Genomic DNA, 15,845 nt, shown 5'->3' on the forward strand with positions numbered 1-15,845 from the left:
TACTCACAAGCACCCACACGAATTGCTTGATTCGATTTGTTAAAGAGCGTTTGGTTAAGAGCTTTTCGTCTCAACCGAGGCGCGCATTCTACGCATTCCTCAGAGCCTGTCAAGCGTTTATTTTGAAGTTTTTTGCGAGAAACTCGTTTAGCTTCAAACACTTGACTCAACACAGTGGCTAGCTTTGCTTCGCTACCGCGTTGGAGTGGTGCGCATTATAGGGAGGCCATCGAGAAGGTCAACCTTTAATTTCAATGATTTGAAATATTTCTGGTAAACCCACTTGAGGGCTACCACCCACCCCACCAATTGCGCACTATATTGCTCATCACTTCCCCCGCCCAAGGATTGCCGCACTTAAATGAACACCCAGACCCGCAGCCTGGCCGCCACCCTCTTCCCAATCGGCCTACTGCTTATCGCCATGGCATCGATTCAGTCCGGCGCCTCTCTGGCCAAAAGCATGTTCCCGATCATCGGCGCACAAGGCACCACCACCCTGCGTCTGATTTTTGCCAGCATCATCATGCTACTCATATTGCGCCCGTGGCGGGTACGCATGACCGCCAGCACGTTGCGCAACGTGGTGATCTACGGCATGGCACTGGGCGGCATGAACTTCCTCTTCTATATGGCCCTGCAAACGGTGCCGATCGGTATCGCCGTGGCCCTGGAATTCACCGGCCCACTGGCCGTGGCGATCCTCTCCTCGCGCCGACCGATCGATTTCCTGTGGATTGCCCTGGCCATCGCCGGCCTGCTGCTGTTGCTGCCGGCAGGCCAAAGCGGCCAGGCACTCGACCCACTGGGCGCCGCCTATGCGCTGGGAGCAGGTGTGTGCTGGGCGCTGTACATCCTGTTCGGACAACGCGCAGGCGCCGAGCATGGCATTCAGAGCGCGGCCCTGGGGGTGGTAGTCGCGGCCCTGTTCGTCGCCCCCATCGGTATCGCCCACGCTGGCAGCGCTCTGCTCACACCTGCCGTGATCCCCATGGCGTTGGCCGTTGCAATACTGTCCACCGCCTTGCCATACAGCCTGGAAATGGTTGCCCTGACGCGAATCCCGGCGCGCACGTTCGGCACCCTGATGAGCATCGAACCGGCATTCGGCGCATTGTCCGGGCTGCTGTTCCTCGGTGAGGTGCTGACGCTTACCCAATGGCTTGCGATTCTGGCAATCATTACCGCCTCGGTCGGCACTACCCTGTCCATGCGCAAGGCGCCCAGCCCAGCCATAGCGGCAGACTGATATGAGAAATATTTTCATTTGAGACGGGATTAGTGATTGTAGCAGCCCGTCTCGCTGATTAAGCTGTCACAGAATCATCATCTTTACGCTATCTACTGGGCCGAACACGGACACTGGGGGAAGGTTCAGGAAGAACCAAAGCGACAACGACAGGGTCGAGACAACTGATTTGCCCTGCATTTAAGGACAGGAATGAAACGAATTTTTCTCATCCTGGCCATCTTGGCTATTGCTGGATGTGCCGCCACAGCCAAGACCGAGGTCAAAAGGGGCAAGAAGGGCCTGCATATCAACTGCTCCGGCCTTTCTTCCTCGTGGGACAATTGCTACAGCAAGGCGGCAAGCTCCTGCAGCACGCGCGGCTACCGGGTCATTGCACGCTCGGGCGACAACGATGAAGAAGCGGGTGACTACTTGTTCGGCATCAACCCGGCGGGTTACACCAGCCGTAGCATGATCGTCATCTGTAAATAGAGAAAAGGGCAGCTCGAAAACTGCCCTTTTTCATCTGCCTTACAGCGGTGCAGTACGCTCTTCCATCCAGGCCAGTGCCTCCCCTTGGAGCAAGGGCGCCAGACGCTCACGCACATGGGCGTGATAGCCGTTCAGCCACTCCACCTCTTCCCTGGTCAGCAACTCGGGCAACAGACAGCGGGTGTCGATAGGGCACAGCGTCAAGGTCTCGAAGTGCAGGAAGTCACCGAAGGCACTCTTGCCCGCTTCGCGGTTGACCACCAGGTTCTCGATGCGTACACCCCACTGCCCCGGCCGGTACGTACCCGGTTCGATCGAGCTGATCATGCCCGCTTGCATCGCCGTCTGCGGTGCAGGTGCCGCCTGGTAGGCGATCACTTGAGGCCCCTCGTGCACGTTCATGAAGTAGCCCACCCCGTGACCGGTACCATGACCGTAATCGACCTGATCAGCCCAGATCGGCGCCCGGGCAATGGCGTCGAGCAACGGCGACAACACCCCTCGCGGGAACGTGGCACGCGACAGGGCAATCATGCCCTTGAGCACACGGGTGCAGTCCTGCTTCTGCGCCTGGCTGGGGTTACCGACCGGCACCATGCGGGTGATGTCGGTAGTGCCGCCCAGGTATTGACCGCCCGAGTCGATCAGCAGCAAGCCATTACCCTCGATGAGCGCATGCGACTGCTCGGTGGCACGGTAGTGTGGCATCGCGCCATTGCCATTGAAGGCGGCGATGGTAGAAAAACTCAGCGACACGAAGTTCGGGCGCCGAGCACGCGCGGCACTCAATTGCTCGTCAACCGTCAGCTCGGTAATGATCTCCCGGCCGAGATTCGCCTCGAACCAGGCGAAAAATTCGCACAAGGCCGCGCCGTCCTGCTCCATGACCTGGCGAATGTGCACCAGGTCGTCGTCACCCTTGCAAGACTTGCTCAGCGTGGTGGGGTTGAGCCCCTCGACAAGCACCACCTCTGCCGCCAGGTTGTCCAGCAGGCCGCAGGTGACCCGGGCCGGATCCACCAGCAGCCGCGCCCCCGCGGGAACGGTGCCTAGCGCCTTGCCTGCTTCGCTATAGTCACGCACCTCGATGCCGTCGACCTCCAGCACGTGACGCAGGTGCGCGTCCACCTTGTCCTGACCCACGAACAGGATGGCCTGCTGCTGATTGATCAGGGCAAAGGCCAGGAAAACCGGATTGTAGGAGACATCGCTTCCGCGCAGGTTGAACAGCCAGGCAATGTCGTCCAGAGTCGCGATGAAGTGCCACTCGGCCCCCTTGGCCTGGATGCCCTGGCGCAATTGCGCGAGCTTTTCCGCCCGGTTCACCGTGGCGTGTGGCGGCAAGTGCTGGTACACCGGGTTACCTGGCAGCGCCGGGCGCCCGTCCCAGACCTGACCCAGCAGGTCCATGTCAGTCACCAGCCGCGCTCCACGCGCCTTCAGCCGCTCACCCAGTTGGCGCGCCGAAGCCAGGGCCATGACCGCGCCATCCACTGCCACGCGACCGTTGCGCTCGACGTTTTCGCCCAACCATTCCAGCGCCCCGGGTTTGCCCGGCAACAGTTTCATCAGTTCGATGCCGCTGCCCTCCAGCTCGTGAGCCGCCTGCTCCCAGTACCGGCTATCGACCCACAGGCCGGCAAACCCGGGGGTGACCACCAACGTACCGACCGAGCCCTGAAACCCCGAAAGCCACTGACGCCCCTGCCAGTAACCGGGCAGGTATTCGGAAAGATGGGGATCGGCAGAGGGTACCAGCAAGGCATCGATGCCCTCTGCCGCCATGACTTGGCGCACGTGCACCAGTCGCTGCGGCACGCTTTGCTCAAGGGTGGTCTGGACGTTCATGCGCTCTCCTGCGGCTTCATAACGGTTTATCCAATAAACCGATAATGGAACAGCCGCCAGAGCGCTGCAATCGCGACGACCAAGATACGGCATGCATTGCCCGCCACGCCCTGAGCCAACAAGACACTTCCTACAACAGGGCCAGGATCACTGATCAAGTTCCGCTGAACGCCCCAGGACGAAGACTTCACATGCAGCACAATCATTGCACACAGCGCTACGCACCTTGGTATGCCTGATGCCCGCCCACCTGGCAATGCAGGACGCCATCGTCACCGCGCACTAGGCTGCGCAGGGCCTGGTAGGCGGCGAAGTTGATGCTTCGCGCCTGATGCTTGCCCAGCAGGTCAAGAAACGACGCCTCGACGAAGTGCACGGCTGCCGCAGCCCAGGCCTGGCGTGACTGCCATTGCAGGTATTGCAACACCCGGCTGCCATCGTCGCTGGCCTGGATACTCACACCCTGCAGCCCTTCGCAACGCGCAGCCAGCGCCTCACTACGCACCACCAGGGCGTGGGCCAATGCCTGCTGGCACATGCTGGGCACTTCGTATTCGATCATCTGGGTGAACCACAAGGCATGAGGTTTTGCCAACATCGACAGTCTCCTGGCTACGGACGCATGCAGCGCGATGCCGTGCAGGGTAAAACCTCAAGTAAAGTCAAGGTCAAGTGGTTTCTACATACCCTGACCGGACACCGCAAACCGTCGCCGATAATCACTCGGGGTAAGGCCGGTGACACGCTGGAACACCTTGCGAAACGCACCCGGGTCCTGGTAGCCGACACCCCACGCGATCTGTTCGACGTTGCGCCGGGTGAACTCCAGCAAACGGCACGCCCGACCTACCCTCACCTGCTGGCAATACTCGGTCGGGCGCAGCCCGGTAGCTGCACGAAAGCGCCGCAAGAAAGTGCGCTCCTCCAGCCCCGCGCAGGCAGCCATCGTGCTCAGGTCGGCATCCTGCCCGCCATTGCCCTGCAACCAGTGCTGCACCTTCAACACGGCCTCGTCGCCGTGGTCTAGGCGCGGGCTGAAGACAACTCCGGGCAGCGGCGCCGCGACCGGATCGACCGCCAGATAGCGGGCGGTCTCCTGTGCCACCGTTGCCCCCACAAAGCGCTCCAGCAGACGCAAGCCCAAGTCAGTCCAGGCCATCAACCCCGCCGAGGTCACGATGTCGCCGTCATCCAGCAATGGCTGCTGGGCCTCTACCCGCACCTTGGGGAAGCGCTGGGCAAGCGCATGCACATAGTTCCAGTGCGTGCAGGCCGGGCGCCCATCGAGCAAACCGCTGGCAGCAATGAAAAATACCCCGATACATACCGACGCCAGCACCGTACCACGCCCGTGCATCAGACACAGCGACGCACGGTGACGCTCCAGCAACTCAGCTTGCGGAGCCGACTCCAGGCTTGGCGGAATGATCAGTACGCGCAAGCCCGATGCGGCGACAGCAGAGCTATCCGATGCTGGCAACAACTGCCCTGCCTCATCTGCCTGCCAGCAACTGACCCGAATGTGCGGCAGCTCGACGGCCCCCAGTTCGGCCGCAACCCGGTTGGCCACCAGGAACAGGTCGGCCAGGCCATGCACAGCGGCGCGCTGGACGCCGGGGTACAGCAGCAAGCCGATATCGAGGTTGGCTGAGGTGTCAGTTTTTGCCCGCATAGTGTCGTTCGCGCCAATCCTCAGGTAAGTGAACACAGCCTATAACTAACGTCTCTCGACGACTACTGCCACAGGAGGCAGCATGAACAAGCAGGCACTGATCATCATCGACATCCAGAACGACTACTTCCCGGGCGGCAAATGGACCCTCGATGGCGCCGACCAGGCGGCCGACAACGCTGCCCGCTTACTGGCAGCAGCACGCCAGCGCGGCGATCTGGTGGTGCATGTGCGGCATGAGTTCGACACTGCCGATGCACCATTCTTTACCCCCGGTTCGCAAGGCGCGGCCATCCACGCCAAGGTCGAGCCATTACCGGGGGAGCCCGTGGTGCTCAAGCACAAGGTCAATGCCTTCCTCGGCACCGATCTCGAGCACACGCTGGACCGGCATGGCGTCGAGGCGCTGACCATCGTCGGCAGCATGAGCCACATGTGCATTGACGCCGCCACCCGGGCTGCGGCCGACCTGGGCTATCAAGTGACCGTGGCGCACGATGCCTGCGCAACCCTGCCACTGGCGTTCGACGGCAAACAGGTGCCGGCGGCTCATGTGCATGACTCGGCGATGGCGGCGTTGGCGTTTGCCTATGCCAATGTGGTGAAGACCGATGAGCTGCTGAAAAACTGATCGGCTTGAGACCTGTTGAGGCTGCACAGCAGCCCCAACACCTGCACACTCAAATCACCACATTGCGCACAAACCGCACAGCCGTCACGCCATCGTTGCGGTAGGCATACCGGCAATTGCTGGGGAACACATGGAACCGCCCCGCCTGCAAGCGATGCTCGATATCTTCGATGATCAGCGTCAGTTGCCCATCGACCACATAAATCTGCTCACTCCATCCTTCGGCATCGGCCTCACTGCAATAGCACTCCCCCGGTGCCAGGGTCCACTCCCAAAGTTCCACCTCGCGCCTTGCCGGGCTGGTGCCCAGCAACACCGCTCTGCTCTGGGGGTGTTCGCCAGCCCAGGCCAGCTCTTCAATGCGCCCGGGGTCGCGCAGGTCTGGCGCCTGGATCAAAGTACTGAAGGCCACGCCCAAGGCTTCGGCAATCCGGTCCAATGTGGTCAGGCTGACATTCTTCTCGCCCGCCTCGATCGCGACCAGCATGCGCCGGCTGACCCCTGAACGCTCGGCGAGCGCCGCCTGACTCAAGCCGGCGGCGTTGCGCAGACTGCGCACATTGAGGCTGACATGTTGCAGCACCGATGCCCGGTGCGAAGAATCCTTGTGCACTATATTGCTCACTGATCAAGATTGCGCAGTATACTGCCCACTTTTGCGGCGATTGTGCGCCGCCCTTTCCGAGTGTGCAAGACCATGAACCAGCCCAGCAGCAAGCCTACCCCTGCCGTCACCTTCCGCCTGAGCAAGGCCGAACTGGTGCTGGTATTCATCACCATGTTGTGGGGCGGCACTTTCCTGCTGGTGCATAACGTGATGACCGTCAGCGGCCCGATGTTCTTCGTCGGCCTGCGCTTTGCAGCAGCCGCGCTGTTCGTTGGCGTGGTCTCGGCGCGAGCGCTGCCCGGCCTGACCTTCACCGAGCTGAAGGCCGGCATGCTGATCGGCGTGTCGATCATGCTCGGCTATGGCCTGCAGACCATGGGCCTGCAAACCATCAGCAGCAGCCAGTCAGCGTTCATCACTGCGTTGTACGTGCCGTTTGTGCCGCTGCTGCAGTGGCTGGTGCTGGGCCGGCGGCCCGGCCTGATGCCCAGCATGGGTATCTGCCTTGCATTCATCGGTCTGATGCTGCTGGCCGGCCCGGAAGGCGGCAGTCTGCGTTTCAGCGAGGGCGAACTGGTCACCTTGGTCAGCGCCGTGGCCATCGCCGGTGAAATCATCCTGATCAGCCGCTACGCCGGCCAGGTCGATGTGCGCCGGGTGACTGTGGTGCAACTTGCCACCGCATCGCTGCTGGCGTTTCTGATGATCGTGCCGACCCAGGAGCGCATCCCCGACTTTTCCTGGCTTCTGCTGGCCAGCGCAGTCGGCCTGGGCGCAATGAGTGCGGTGATTCAAGTGGCGATGAACTGGGCCCAGAAGTCGGTCTCGCCTACCCGCGCCACGCTCATCTATGCCGGTGAACCGGTGTGGGCCGGCATCGTCGGGCGCCTGGCCGGCGAGCGCCTGCCGGGCGTTGCGCTGCTCGGCGGCCTGCTGATCGTGGTCGCGGTGGTGGTCAGTGAACTCAAGGTGCGGCGCCCTCGCGAAAGCGTCGAAGCACGCGATGTGCAGCATCAAGGCGAACGTCAGGCCGGGCTGTGAAAGGGTCAACAGCGGCTATTCTTTGTAAAGAACTGTTATAAAAAAACCGCTTGTCACAGCCTGTTTGTAGGATTCTGCGACAGCTTGCGTGTTGGTGATAAACACCTCGGCACGTATGATTCTTTGCAAACTTCTCCAGAATAGGCCGCTATGTCCTTGATAGTGCTATTGCTTCTGCCGTTCTTGGGCAGTTGCCTGGCAGCTGTGCTGCCGCACAACGCACGTAACGCCGAGTCCATTCTTGCCGGGCTCGTAGCCCTGGTCGGTACCGTCCAGGTAGCACTTCTGTACCCTCAGATTGCCCATGGTGGCGTCATTCGCGAAGAGTTCCTGTGGCTACCCAGCCTGGGGATGAACCTGGTCTTGCGCATGGACGGCTTTGCCTGGCTGTTCTCGTTGCTGGTACTGGGCATTGGCACACTGGTATCGCTGTATGCCCGCTACTACATGTCGCCGCAAGACCCGGTGCCACGCTTCTTCGCGTTCTTCCTGGCCTTCATGGGCGCCATGCTCGGTCTGGTCATCTCCGGCAACCTGATCCAGCTGGTGTTCTTCTGGGAACTGACCAGCCTGTTCTCCTTCCTGCTGATTGGCTACTGGCACCACCGCGCCGATGCCCGTCGCGGCGCCTACATGGCGCTGATGGTAACCGGCGCAGGCGGCTTGTGCCTGCTGGTAGGGGCACTGCTGCTCGGCCATGTGGTCGGCAGCTACGACCTGGACAAGGTCCTGGCTGCCGGTCACATCATCCGCCAGCATGCGCTTTACCCGGTGCTGCTGCCCCTGATCCTCATCGGCGCCCTGACCAAGAGCGCACAGTTCCCCTTCCAGTTCTGGCTGCCCCACGCCATGGCAGCGCCCACGCCGGTGTCGGCCTATTTACACTCTGCCACCATGGTCAAGGCCGGGGTGTTCCTGCTGGCACGCCTGTGGCCGGTACTTTCCGGTAGCGAGGAGTGGTTCTGGATCGTCGGCGGTGCCGGTGCCCTCACCCTGCTGCTCGGCGCATTCGCCGCCATGTTCCAGAATGACCTCAAGGGCCTGCTGGCCTATTCGACCATCAGCCACCTGGGCCTGATTACCCTGCTGCTTGGCCTGAACAGCCCGCTGGCTGCCGTTGCCGCGGTATTCCACATTCTCAACCATGCCACCTTCAAGGCCTCGCTGTTCATGGCCGCCGGCATCATCGACCACGAGAGCGGCACCCGTGACATTCGCCGCCTCAGCGGCCTCGTCCGCCTGGTGCCCTATACCGCGACCCTGGCGATGGTCGCCAGCGCCTCGATGGCCGGCGTACCGCTGATGAACGGCTTCCTGTCGAAGGAAATGTTCTTCGCCGAGACGGTGTTCATCAGTTCTACCGCCTGGGTCGAGGCCACGCTGCCGGTAATCGCCACCCTGGCTGGCACCTTCAGCGTGGCCTATGCCCTGCGCTTTACCGTCGATGTGTTCTTCGGGCCGACGGCTCAGGACCTGCCCCATACCCCGCACGAGCCGCCACGCTGGATGCGTGCTCCAGTCGAGTTGCTGGTGCTCACCTGCCTGGTAGTGGGCATCTTCCCCGCCCAGTCGGTCGGCCCCCTGTTGGCCGCTGCAGCCCTGCCGGTGGTTGGCGGTACCCTGCCCGAGTACAGCCTGGCCATCTGGCATGGCTGGAACGCACCGATGGTCATGAGCCTGGTAGCCATGAGCGGCGGCATCGTCCTGTACCTGCTGCTGCGCAAGCAACTGCGCCTGGGCCGCTTCCCCTCCCCCCCCGTGATCGAGCGTTTCAATGGCAAGCGGCTGTTCGAGCATGGCCAGGTTCATCTGATGCTGCTGGCGCGTCGCCTCGAGCGCTTGCTCACCACCCGGCGCCTGCAGTCGCAGCTATTCATGCTGGTATTCGCCGCGTTCCTCGCGGGCCTCACGCCTATGTTCTATAGCGGCCTGAGCTGGGGTGACCGCCCGAAGATTCCGGGTTCGGGCGTGTTCGTCGCCCTGTGGTTGATCGCGATTGCCTGCGCCATCGGCGCCGCTTATCAAGCCAAGTACCACCGTCTGGCGGCCCTGATCATGGTCAGCGTCTGCGGCCTGATGACCTGCATTACCTTCGTCTGGTTCTCTGCGCCGGACCTGGCGCTGACCCAGCTGGTGGTGGAAGTGGTCACCACCGTGCTGATCCTGCTCGGCCTGCGTTGGCTGCCTAGGCGTATCGAAGGCGTGTCACCGCTGCCTGGCAGCCTGGAGCGCGCGCGCATGCGCCGCCTGCGCGACTTGCTGCTGGCCGTGCTGGTGGGTGGCGGCATGGCCGTGCTGTCGTACGCCATGCTGACCCGACCGACGCCCAACGACATTTCCTCGTTCTACTTGAGCCGGGCATTGCCTCAGGGCGGCGGCACCAATGTGGTCAATGTCATGCTGGTCGACTTCCGCGGCTTCGATACCCTCGGTGAAATCACCGTACTGGTGGCTGTGGCACTGACCGTGTTCGCCCTGCTGCGGCGCTTCCGCCCTCCGAAAGAGAGCATGCAGCTGCCAGCGCAACAGCGCCAGTTGGCGCCGGACGTGGTCACCGACCTGATCAACCCGCGGCATGCCACCGATACCGCGCTGGGGTTCATGATGGTGCCTGCAGCACTGGTGCGCCTGCTGCTGCCGATCGCCTTGCTGGTGTCGATGTACCTGTTCATGCGCGGGCACAACCAGCCCGGTGGCGGGTTTGTCGCTGGCCTGGTGATGTCGGTGGCGTTCATCCTCCAGTACATGGTGGCCGGCACCCAGTGGGTCGAAGCACAGATGAGCCTGCGGCCGCTGCGCTGGATGGGTACCGGGCTGCTGTGCGCGACCCTGACCGGTGTCGGCGCCATGCTGCTGGGTTATCCGTTCCTCACCACCCATACCGCCCACTTGCACCTGCCACTGCTGGGTGATGTACACGTGGCCAGCGCGCTGTTCTTCGATATCGGCGTGTACACCGTTGTGGTCGGCTCGACCCTGCTGATCCTCACGGCCCTGGCGCACCAGTCGGTGCGCGCCTACCGCCCGGGCAACCCGGCAAAAACCAGCCAAGCAGGAGCCGCCTGATGGAAGAAGTGATTGCAGTCGCCATCGGCGTACTGGCTGCCTCCGGAGTGTGGCTGATCCTGCGCCCGCGTACCTATCAGGTGATCATGGGCCTGTGCCTGCTTTCGTACGGGGTCAACCTGTTCATCTTCAGCATGGGCAGCCTGTTCATCGGCAAGGAACCAATCATCAAGGATGGCGTTACCCAGGACCTGCTGCACTACACCGACCCGCTGCCGCAGGCACTGGTGCTCACCGCCATCGTCATCAGTTTCGCCATGACCGCGCTGTTCCTGGTGGTGCTGCTGGCCTCGCGCGGCCTGACCGGTACCGACCACGTGGATGGCCGGGAGCGTGACGAATGAGTGGTATGAGCCAACTGATTGTCGCCCCCATCCTGCTGCCGCTGATTACAGCGGCGATCATGTTGCTGCTGGGTGAAAAGCACAGGCATATCAAGGCCAGTCTGAACCTGCTGTCAACCTTCACCGGCCTTGCAATCGCGGTCTCTCTGCTGCTGTGGGTGCGCACCCAGGGCCAGGCAGCATCGATCGGCGTGTACCTGCCGGGCAACTGGCCAGCGCCGTTTGGCATCGTGCTGGTGGTGGACCACCTGTCCGCGCTCTTGCTGAGCCTGACCGGGGTCATCGGTTTCAGCGCCCTGCTGTTTGCCCGTGCCCGCTGGGACGGTGCAGGGGCCAGCTTCCATGCACTGTTCCAGATTCAACTGATGGGGCTGTATGGCGCTTTCCTCACCGCCGACCTGTTCAACCTGTTCGTCTTCTTCGAAGTGCTGCTGGCCGCCTCCTATGGCTTGCTGCTGCATGGTTCGGGGCGTGCGCGGGTGCGCGCCGGCCTGCACTACATCGCCATCAACCTGTTTGCCTCGTCGCTGTTCCTGATCGGCGCAGCGATGCTGTATGGCGTAACTGGCACCCTGAACATGGCTGACCTCGCGCTGAAGGTTCCACTGGTACCGGAAGCCGACCGTGGCCTGCTGCATGCCGGTGCGGCAATCCTGGCCGTGGCCTTCCTGGTCAAGGCCGGTATCTGGCCACTGAACTTCTGGCTGGTGCCAGCTTACGCGTCAGCCAGCGCACCGGTGGCTGCATTGTTCGCCATCATGACCAAAGTCGGCCTGTACGCCGTGCTGCGCCTGTGGACGCTGCTGTTCTCCGGGCAGGCCGGGGCCTCTGCGCATTTCGGCGGCGAATGGCTGATTTACGGCGGACTGGTTACCCTGGCGGTGGCAGCGGTATCAATCCTGGCGGCACAGCGCCTGGAACGTATGGCGGCACTCAGTATCCTGGTCTCGGCCGGCACCCTGCTTGGCGCGGTGGGTTTTGCTCAGGCGGCACTGACCGGCGCGGCGCTGTTCTACCTGGTCAACTCGACCCTTGCGCTGTGTGCACTGTTCCTGCTCGCCGAATTGGTCGAGCGCTCGCGCTCGGCCAATGAAGCGCCGCTGGACGAAGAAGAAGACGCCATGCCCCCGCCACTGGAATCGCTGCACCCGCCCAAGGGCATCAACCTCGATGATGAACAGCAGGTGGTAATCGGCCAGATCATCCCGTGGACCATGGCCTTCCTCGGCCTCAGCTTCATCGCCTGCGCACTGCTGATCATCGGCATGCCGCCACTGTCAGGCTTTGTCGGCAAGCTCAACCTGATCAGCGCGCTGTTCAATCCACTGGGCCTGGGCGTGCCGGCCGAGCAGCCGCTGAGTGCCGCCGGCTGGGGCCTGGTAGCGTTGCTGATCCTGTCCGGCATGGCCTCGCTGATCGCCTTCGGCCGCGTCGGCATCCAGCGTTTCTGGAAGCCCGAAGAGCGCCCGTCACCGGTGCTGCGGCGCTATGAATGCCTGCCCATCGTCATCCTGCTCGGCCTGTGCCTCATCCTCAGCCTCAAAGCCGAGCCGTTGCTGCGCTACACCCAGGACACTGCCGCCAGCCTGCAGGCCCCCGATACCTATATCGAAGCCGTGATGGCCGCCCGGCCGATTCCTGGCCCCACCTCGCGCGACGTACAGGTGCAGCCATGAACCGACTGTTCCCCGCCCCACTGCTATCGGTCTCGCTGTTCGGCCTGTGGCTGCTGCTGAACCTCTCGGTCAGCCCCGGCAACCTGTTGCTGGGCGCCGCACTTGGCATACTGGCGCCACTGTTGATGGCGCCCCTGCGCCCGCAGCATGCCCACGTACGGCGCCCCCTGGTCATCGCCCGGCTGATCGGTCGGGTCGGCATCGATGTGATCATCTCCAACCTGCTGGTGGCCCGTGGTGTGCTGCGGGCCGGCAAGCAGCCGCTACGCTCGGCGTTCGTTCACATACCACTGGCATTGCGTGACCCCCACGGCCTGGCAGCGCTGTCGATGATCACTACGGTGGTGCCTGGCACAGTCTGGTCCGAACTGGCACTGGACCGCAGTGTGCTGTTGGTGCATGTGTTTGAGCTGGACGATGAAGCGGCCTTCATACAGCACTTCAAGGACACTTACGAACGCCCGCTGATGGAGATTTTCCAATGACAGGCCTGCTCGCCAATGCCGTCCTCGCCAGCCTGTTCATCTTCGCCCTGGCCATGGGCCTGACGCTGATCCGGCTGTTCCGTGGCCCCTCCGCCCAAGACCGCGTGCTGGCCCTGGACTACCTTTACATCCTGGCCATGCTCACCATGCTGGTGCTGGGTATCCGTTATGCCAGTGACACCTACTTCGAAGGTGCCCTGCTGATTGCGCTGTTTGGTTTCGTCGGCTCGTTTGCCCTGGCCAAGTTTCTGCTGCGCGGAGAGGTGATCGAATGACTGAAGCCCTGGTACTGCCGTTCTGGCTGGAACTGGTCACGGCCGCGCTGCTGCTCACCGGCAGCCTGTTCGCCCTGGTCGGCGCCATAGGCCTGGTACGCCTGAAAGACTACTTCCAGCGCATGCACCCGCCAGCGCTGGCCTCGACCCTTGGCGCCTGGTGCGTTGCACTGGCCTCGATCATCTACTTTTCGTGGCTCAAGGGCACCCCTGTGCTGCACGCGTGGCTGATTCCTATCCTGCTGTCGATCACCGTGCCGATCACCACGCTGTTGCTGGCACGGGCGGCACTGTTCCGCAAGCGCATGGCGAAAGAGCCGGTGCCTGAAGAAGTCAGCAGCGGCCGAGACCGTGGCAATTGAAGGTTTGCCGTCTCAACCTTGGCTCAGGCGCTGCAACTCGCGCCGGACCATGGCGGCATATGGCGGCGGGCTAAGGCGATAGAGCTCAGCCGCCACCCAGTTCAACCAGGCGCCTTGCAGCCTCTCACGCCCGGCCAGCAAACGTTCTGCCTCAGCCACGGCATCGGCCTGGTGCTGCCGATGAAACTCGGCCCGCGAGGCCGGTGCGTCGTCACTGTCGATCATTCACTGGCCTTGAAGGTGGTCAGTTCACCCTTGCGCCATTTGGCGACCTTGCCGGTCACTGCTTTAAGCAACTTGCCCAGGCCTTCCTGCACTTGTTGCTGCGCGGCGAATACCAGCATCACGCCATGGCCTTCACGAAACACGATGCCCTCGCCTTCCGGCACAGAAACGAAGGCGTAGTCGCCAACGCCATACACATTCAACTTGATTTCGCGAAAGCGCATTTCCAGCTTGCCACCTTCGCGGCTAGGCAATACGGCAGCACGAAAGTGGTCGCCGACTTTCAATTCAAGGCGCTGCTTGTCATCGACCACCAGTGCACTCTCGGTGTCGATTTCGGCCATGTACAAGCCTTCGGGACTCTGTTCGGTGACATAGATGAAGCGGCCCTGAAACAGTTGGGCCAATTTACCGCGCAAGTCGCCCAGGGCGAACAACGCATGCGTATCAAGTGTGCTGACTGCCAATGAAGTAATCCTCAACCGGTTACAACCCGCCCTCACCCAAGCTCGGGGAGGCGCGGCCATTTCTTATCGATAGGCAAAAAGAGTAATAAAGCGATATGCGAAGTGTCTGTGCTCGCTGACGATGCAGCGCGCAGGAATCTTTACTCTGGTTTGCCAGACTCGCCCTCAACCGAAGGCGTTTGGCTCATTCCCGGCTTGGGAAGCGTGATGCCTGAAATCTTTCGCCAGAAAACGCAACCAACGGAGTGAGCCTGCAAGAAGACAAGCCCTGGCATCCATGTGCGCATTACTGTAGGACAAATATGCCCGAAAACACCGAAACCCGTCGAGAGGCAATAAACATTTTCAGGCAGCCAGCCCTTTCTTCAGTTGCTGCTGCCAGGCAGCCTGACACTCAAGCGCTTCCTCGCGCGTGGCGAAGGCGGTGCCGCGGCGCTCGCCATTGACCAGCACCACCCAGCAAATGCGCTTGCCCAGCGCCTGGAAGGTGGCCGGCACGCCCGACCCTATCATTACAGCCACATCGACTCGGCTATTCATCATTCCCTCCGGAACTTAATTAGCACCCTAACGATAAAGCCATGATACGCCTGACAATGGCGCGGAAACAGCGCATCCCGGTACAGCAGTGTTTCTTACAGCGCAACAAAAACGGTATCGACGAGAAACGCAAAAAGCCCCAGGGATTGCTCCGAGGGGCTTTGCACCGCGCGCGGATTTATACCTGGCGCTGGTGGCGATCGAGCTGCTCGTGGCGCTCCTGGGCTTCGATGCAGTACTTGGTGGTCGGGCTGATCAGCAAGCGCTTCAGGCCGATGGGCTCACCACTGTCATCGCACCAGCCGAAGCTTTCGTCGGCAATACGGTCCAGGGCCATTTCCAGCTGTGGCAGCAGGCGCTGGTCGCGGTCGATGGCATTTACCAGCCAGCTACGTTCTTCTTCGACCGAAGCCACGTCGGCAGGGTCTGACGGGGTGTCCAGGCCTTCGATGGTGGTGCGGCTGAGCTCGATGCGTTCATGGGTTTCGACTTTCATCGCCTGCAGCAGCTCAGTAAAGAAAGCAAGCTGGTCGGCGTTCATGTAGTCATCGGCCGACATGGCCAGCAACTGTTCCTTGGTCATCGATTTCTCTATGAAAAAATGTGCATTTGGGCGATTCATGTGCCGCCGATGCCTATGCATCGACAGCGGAATTCTTCAAGCGCCAACCGGCACTCTTTTACAGGGGGCGGCAGTCTAAGGCGCCAAGCGGCGTGGAGCAACTGCAAATGGGTGCGAATTTGCTTCCACTGCTGACAATCCGCCGGTCGGCACCCCAGCTCAGCTGCAGGGCCAGTAGCAAACTGTGATTCCGGTAGGGCCCATCCGCCTGCCGTTGCCGTTGCCGTTGCCGTTGCCGTTGCCGTTGCCGTTGCCGTTGCC

General features: G+C 61.9%; 18 protein-coding genes. 10 read left to right on the plus strand and 8 right to left on the minus strand.

What is annotated here, in order from left to right:
* Nucleotides 1–361 precede the first annotated feature (361 nt).
* Entirely contained in the window at nucleotides 362–1,249 is an 888-nt protein-coding gene (rhtA, locus tag ACF8EA_RS23630; protein WP_021783181.1) for a threonine/homoserine exporter RhtA, read from the plus strand.
* A 192-nt stretch (nucleotides 1,250–1,441) separates the two neighbouring features.
* Complete coding sequence (locus ACF8EA_RS23635; protein WP_021783182.1) at nucleotides 1,442–1,723, plus strand: hypothetical protein; 282 nt, start codon at nucleotides 1,442–1,444, stop codon at nucleotides 1,721–1,723.
* Nucleotides 1,724–1,762: 39 nt separating this feature from the next.
* Here ACF8EA_RS23635 and ACF8EA_RS23640 read toward each other — a convergent pair whose 3' ends face one another.
* The 3 genes from ACF8EA_RS23640 to ACF8EA_RS23650 form a co-directional block, all read right to left on the minus strand.
* On the minus strand, nucleotides 1,763–3,571 hold the full coding sequence (locus ACF8EA_RS23640) for an aminopeptidase P family protein (RefSeq protein ID WP_392523473.1): 1,809 nt from the start codon (nucleotides 3,569–3,571) through the stop codon (nucleotides 1,763–1,765).
* Between the two features lie 217 nt (nucleotides 3,572–3,788).
* Nucleotides 3,789–4,169 (minus strand): antibiotic biosynthesis monooxygenase, encoded by a 381-nt coding sequence (locus tag ACF8EA_RS23645; protein WP_021783184.1) that lies wholly within the window; start codon nucleotides 4,167–4,169, stop codon nucleotides 3,789–3,791.
* An 81-nt stretch (nucleotides 4,170–4,250) separates the two neighbouring features.
* On the minus strand, nucleotides 4,251–5,243 hold the full coding sequence (locus ACF8EA_RS23650; RefSeq protein WP_135192916.1) for a GlxA family transcriptional regulator: 993 nt from the start codon (nucleotides 5,241–5,243) through the stop codon (nucleotides 4,251–4,253).
* An 82-nt stretch (nucleotides 5,244–5,325) separates the two neighbouring features.
* On the opposite strand from ACF8EA_RS23650, the gene ACF8EA_RS23655 reads away from it, so the two are divergent.
* Nucleotides 5,326–5,874, plus strand: a complete 549-nt coding sequence (locus ACF8EA_RS23655; protein ID WP_021783186.1) for a cysteine hydrolase family protein — start codon at nucleotides 5,326–5,328, stop codon at nucleotides 5,872–5,874.
* Between the two features lie 49 nt (nucleotides 5,875–5,923).
* On the opposite strand, the gene ACF8EA_RS23660 is transcribed toward ACF8EA_RS23655, so the two are convergent.
* Nucleotides 5,924–6,487, minus strand: coding sequence for a helix-turn-helix domain-containing protein (locus ACF8EA_RS23660; protein WP_135192917.1), 564 nt, complete (start codon nucleotides 6,485–6,487; stop codon nucleotides 5,924–5,926).
* 84 nt (nucleotides 6,488–6,571) lie between these two features.
* Between ACF8EA_RS23660 and ACF8EA_RS23665 the strand changes: the two genes are divergently transcribed.
* From ACF8EA_RS23665 to ACF8EA_RS23695, 7 genes are all read left to right on the plus strand, one after another.
* Nucleotides 6,572–7,522 carry a DMT family transporter gene (locus ACF8EA_RS23665; RefSeq protein WP_103444032.1) on the plus strand — a complete coding sequence of 317 codons (951 nt, stop codon included), beginning with the start codon at nucleotides 6,572–6,574 and terminating at the stop codon, nucleotides 7,520–7,522.
* Nucleotides 7,523–7,672: 150 nt separating this feature from the next.
* Nucleotides 7,673–10,588, plus strand: coding sequence for a monovalent cation/H+ antiporter subunit A (locus ACF8EA_RS23670; protein WP_021783189.1), 2,916 nt, complete (start codon nucleotides 7,673–7,675; stop codon nucleotides 10,586–10,588).
* Complete coding sequence (locus tag ACF8EA_RS23675; protein ID WP_003250128.1) at nucleotides 10,588–10,932, plus strand: Na+/H+ antiporter subunit C; 345 nt, start codon at nucleotides 10,588–10,590, stop codon at nucleotides 10,930–10,932. Before ACF8EA_RS23670 ends, ACF8EA_RS23675 begins: the two co-directional genes overlap by 1 nt.
* Nucleotides 10,929–12,608 (plus strand): monovalent cation/H+ antiporter subunit D, encoded by a 1,680-nt coding sequence (locus ACF8EA_RS23680; RefSeq protein WP_135192918.1) that lies wholly within the window; start codon nucleotides 10,929–10,931, stop codon nucleotides 12,606–12,608. Before ACF8EA_RS23675 ends, ACF8EA_RS23680 begins: the two co-directional genes overlap by 4 nt.
* On the plus strand, nucleotides 12,605–13,093 hold the full coding sequence (locus ACF8EA_RS23685; protein ID WP_021783191.1) for a Na+/H+ antiporter subunit E: 489 nt from the start codon (nucleotides 12,605–12,607) through the stop codon (nucleotides 13,091–13,093). Before ACF8EA_RS23680 ends, ACF8EA_RS23685 begins: the two co-directional genes overlap by 4 nt.
* A complete protein-coding gene (locus tag ACF8EA_RS23690) occupies nucleotides 13,090–13,368 on the plus strand; it encodes a K+/H+ antiporter subunit F (protein WP_021783192.1) in 279 nt (92 codons plus the stop codon). The genes ACF8EA_RS23685 and ACF8EA_RS23690 overlap by 4 nt, the downstream gene beginning before the upstream one ends.
* Complete coding sequence (locus tag ACF8EA_RS23695; RefSeq protein WP_021783193.1) at nucleotides 13,365–13,730, plus strand: Na+/H+ antiporter subunit G; 366 nt, start codon at nucleotides 13,365–13,367, stop codon at nucleotides 13,728–13,730. The genes ACF8EA_RS23690 and ACF8EA_RS23695 overlap by 4 nt, the downstream gene beginning before the upstream one ends.
* A 12-nt stretch (nucleotides 13,731–13,742) precedes the next feature.
* Here ACF8EA_RS23695 and ACF8EA_RS23700 read toward each other — a convergent pair whose 3' ends face one another.
* The 4 genes from ACF8EA_RS23700 to ACF8EA_RS23715 form a co-directional block, all read right to left on the minus strand.
* Entirely contained in the window at nucleotides 13,743–13,955 is a 213-nt protein-coding gene (locus ACF8EA_RS23700; RefSeq protein ID WP_103469257.1) for a hypothetical protein, read from the minus strand.
* The gene (locus ACF8EA_RS23705) at nucleotides 13,952–14,422 is read right to left on the minus strand and encodes a hypothetical protein (RefSeq protein ID WP_003250101.1); all 471 of its coding nucleotides are present in this window, start codon (nucleotides 14,420–14,422) and stop codon (nucleotides 13,952–13,954) included. The genes ACF8EA_RS23700 and ACF8EA_RS23705 overlap by 4 nt, the downstream gene beginning before the upstream one ends.
* A 345-nt stretch (nucleotides 14,423–14,767) precedes the next feature.
* Entirely contained in the window at nucleotides 14,768–14,962 is a 195-nt protein-coding gene (locus ACF8EA_RS23710) for a hypothetical protein (protein ID WP_021783195.1), read from the minus strand.
* A gap of 178 nt (nucleotides 14,963–15,140) precedes the next feature.
* Entirely contained in the window at nucleotides 15,141–15,545 is a 405-nt protein-coding gene (locus tag ACF8EA_RS23715) for a TraR/DksA family transcriptional regulator (protein ID WP_003250099.1), read from the minus strand.
* Nucleotides 15,546–15,845: the final 300 nt, after the last annotated feature.

This window comes from Pseudomonas sp. YQ_5, from assembly GCF_043103305.1.
Lineage (GTDB): Bacteria > Pseudomonadota > Gammaproteobacteria > Pseudomonadales > Pseudomonadaceae > Aquipseudomonas > Aquipseudomonas putida_Y.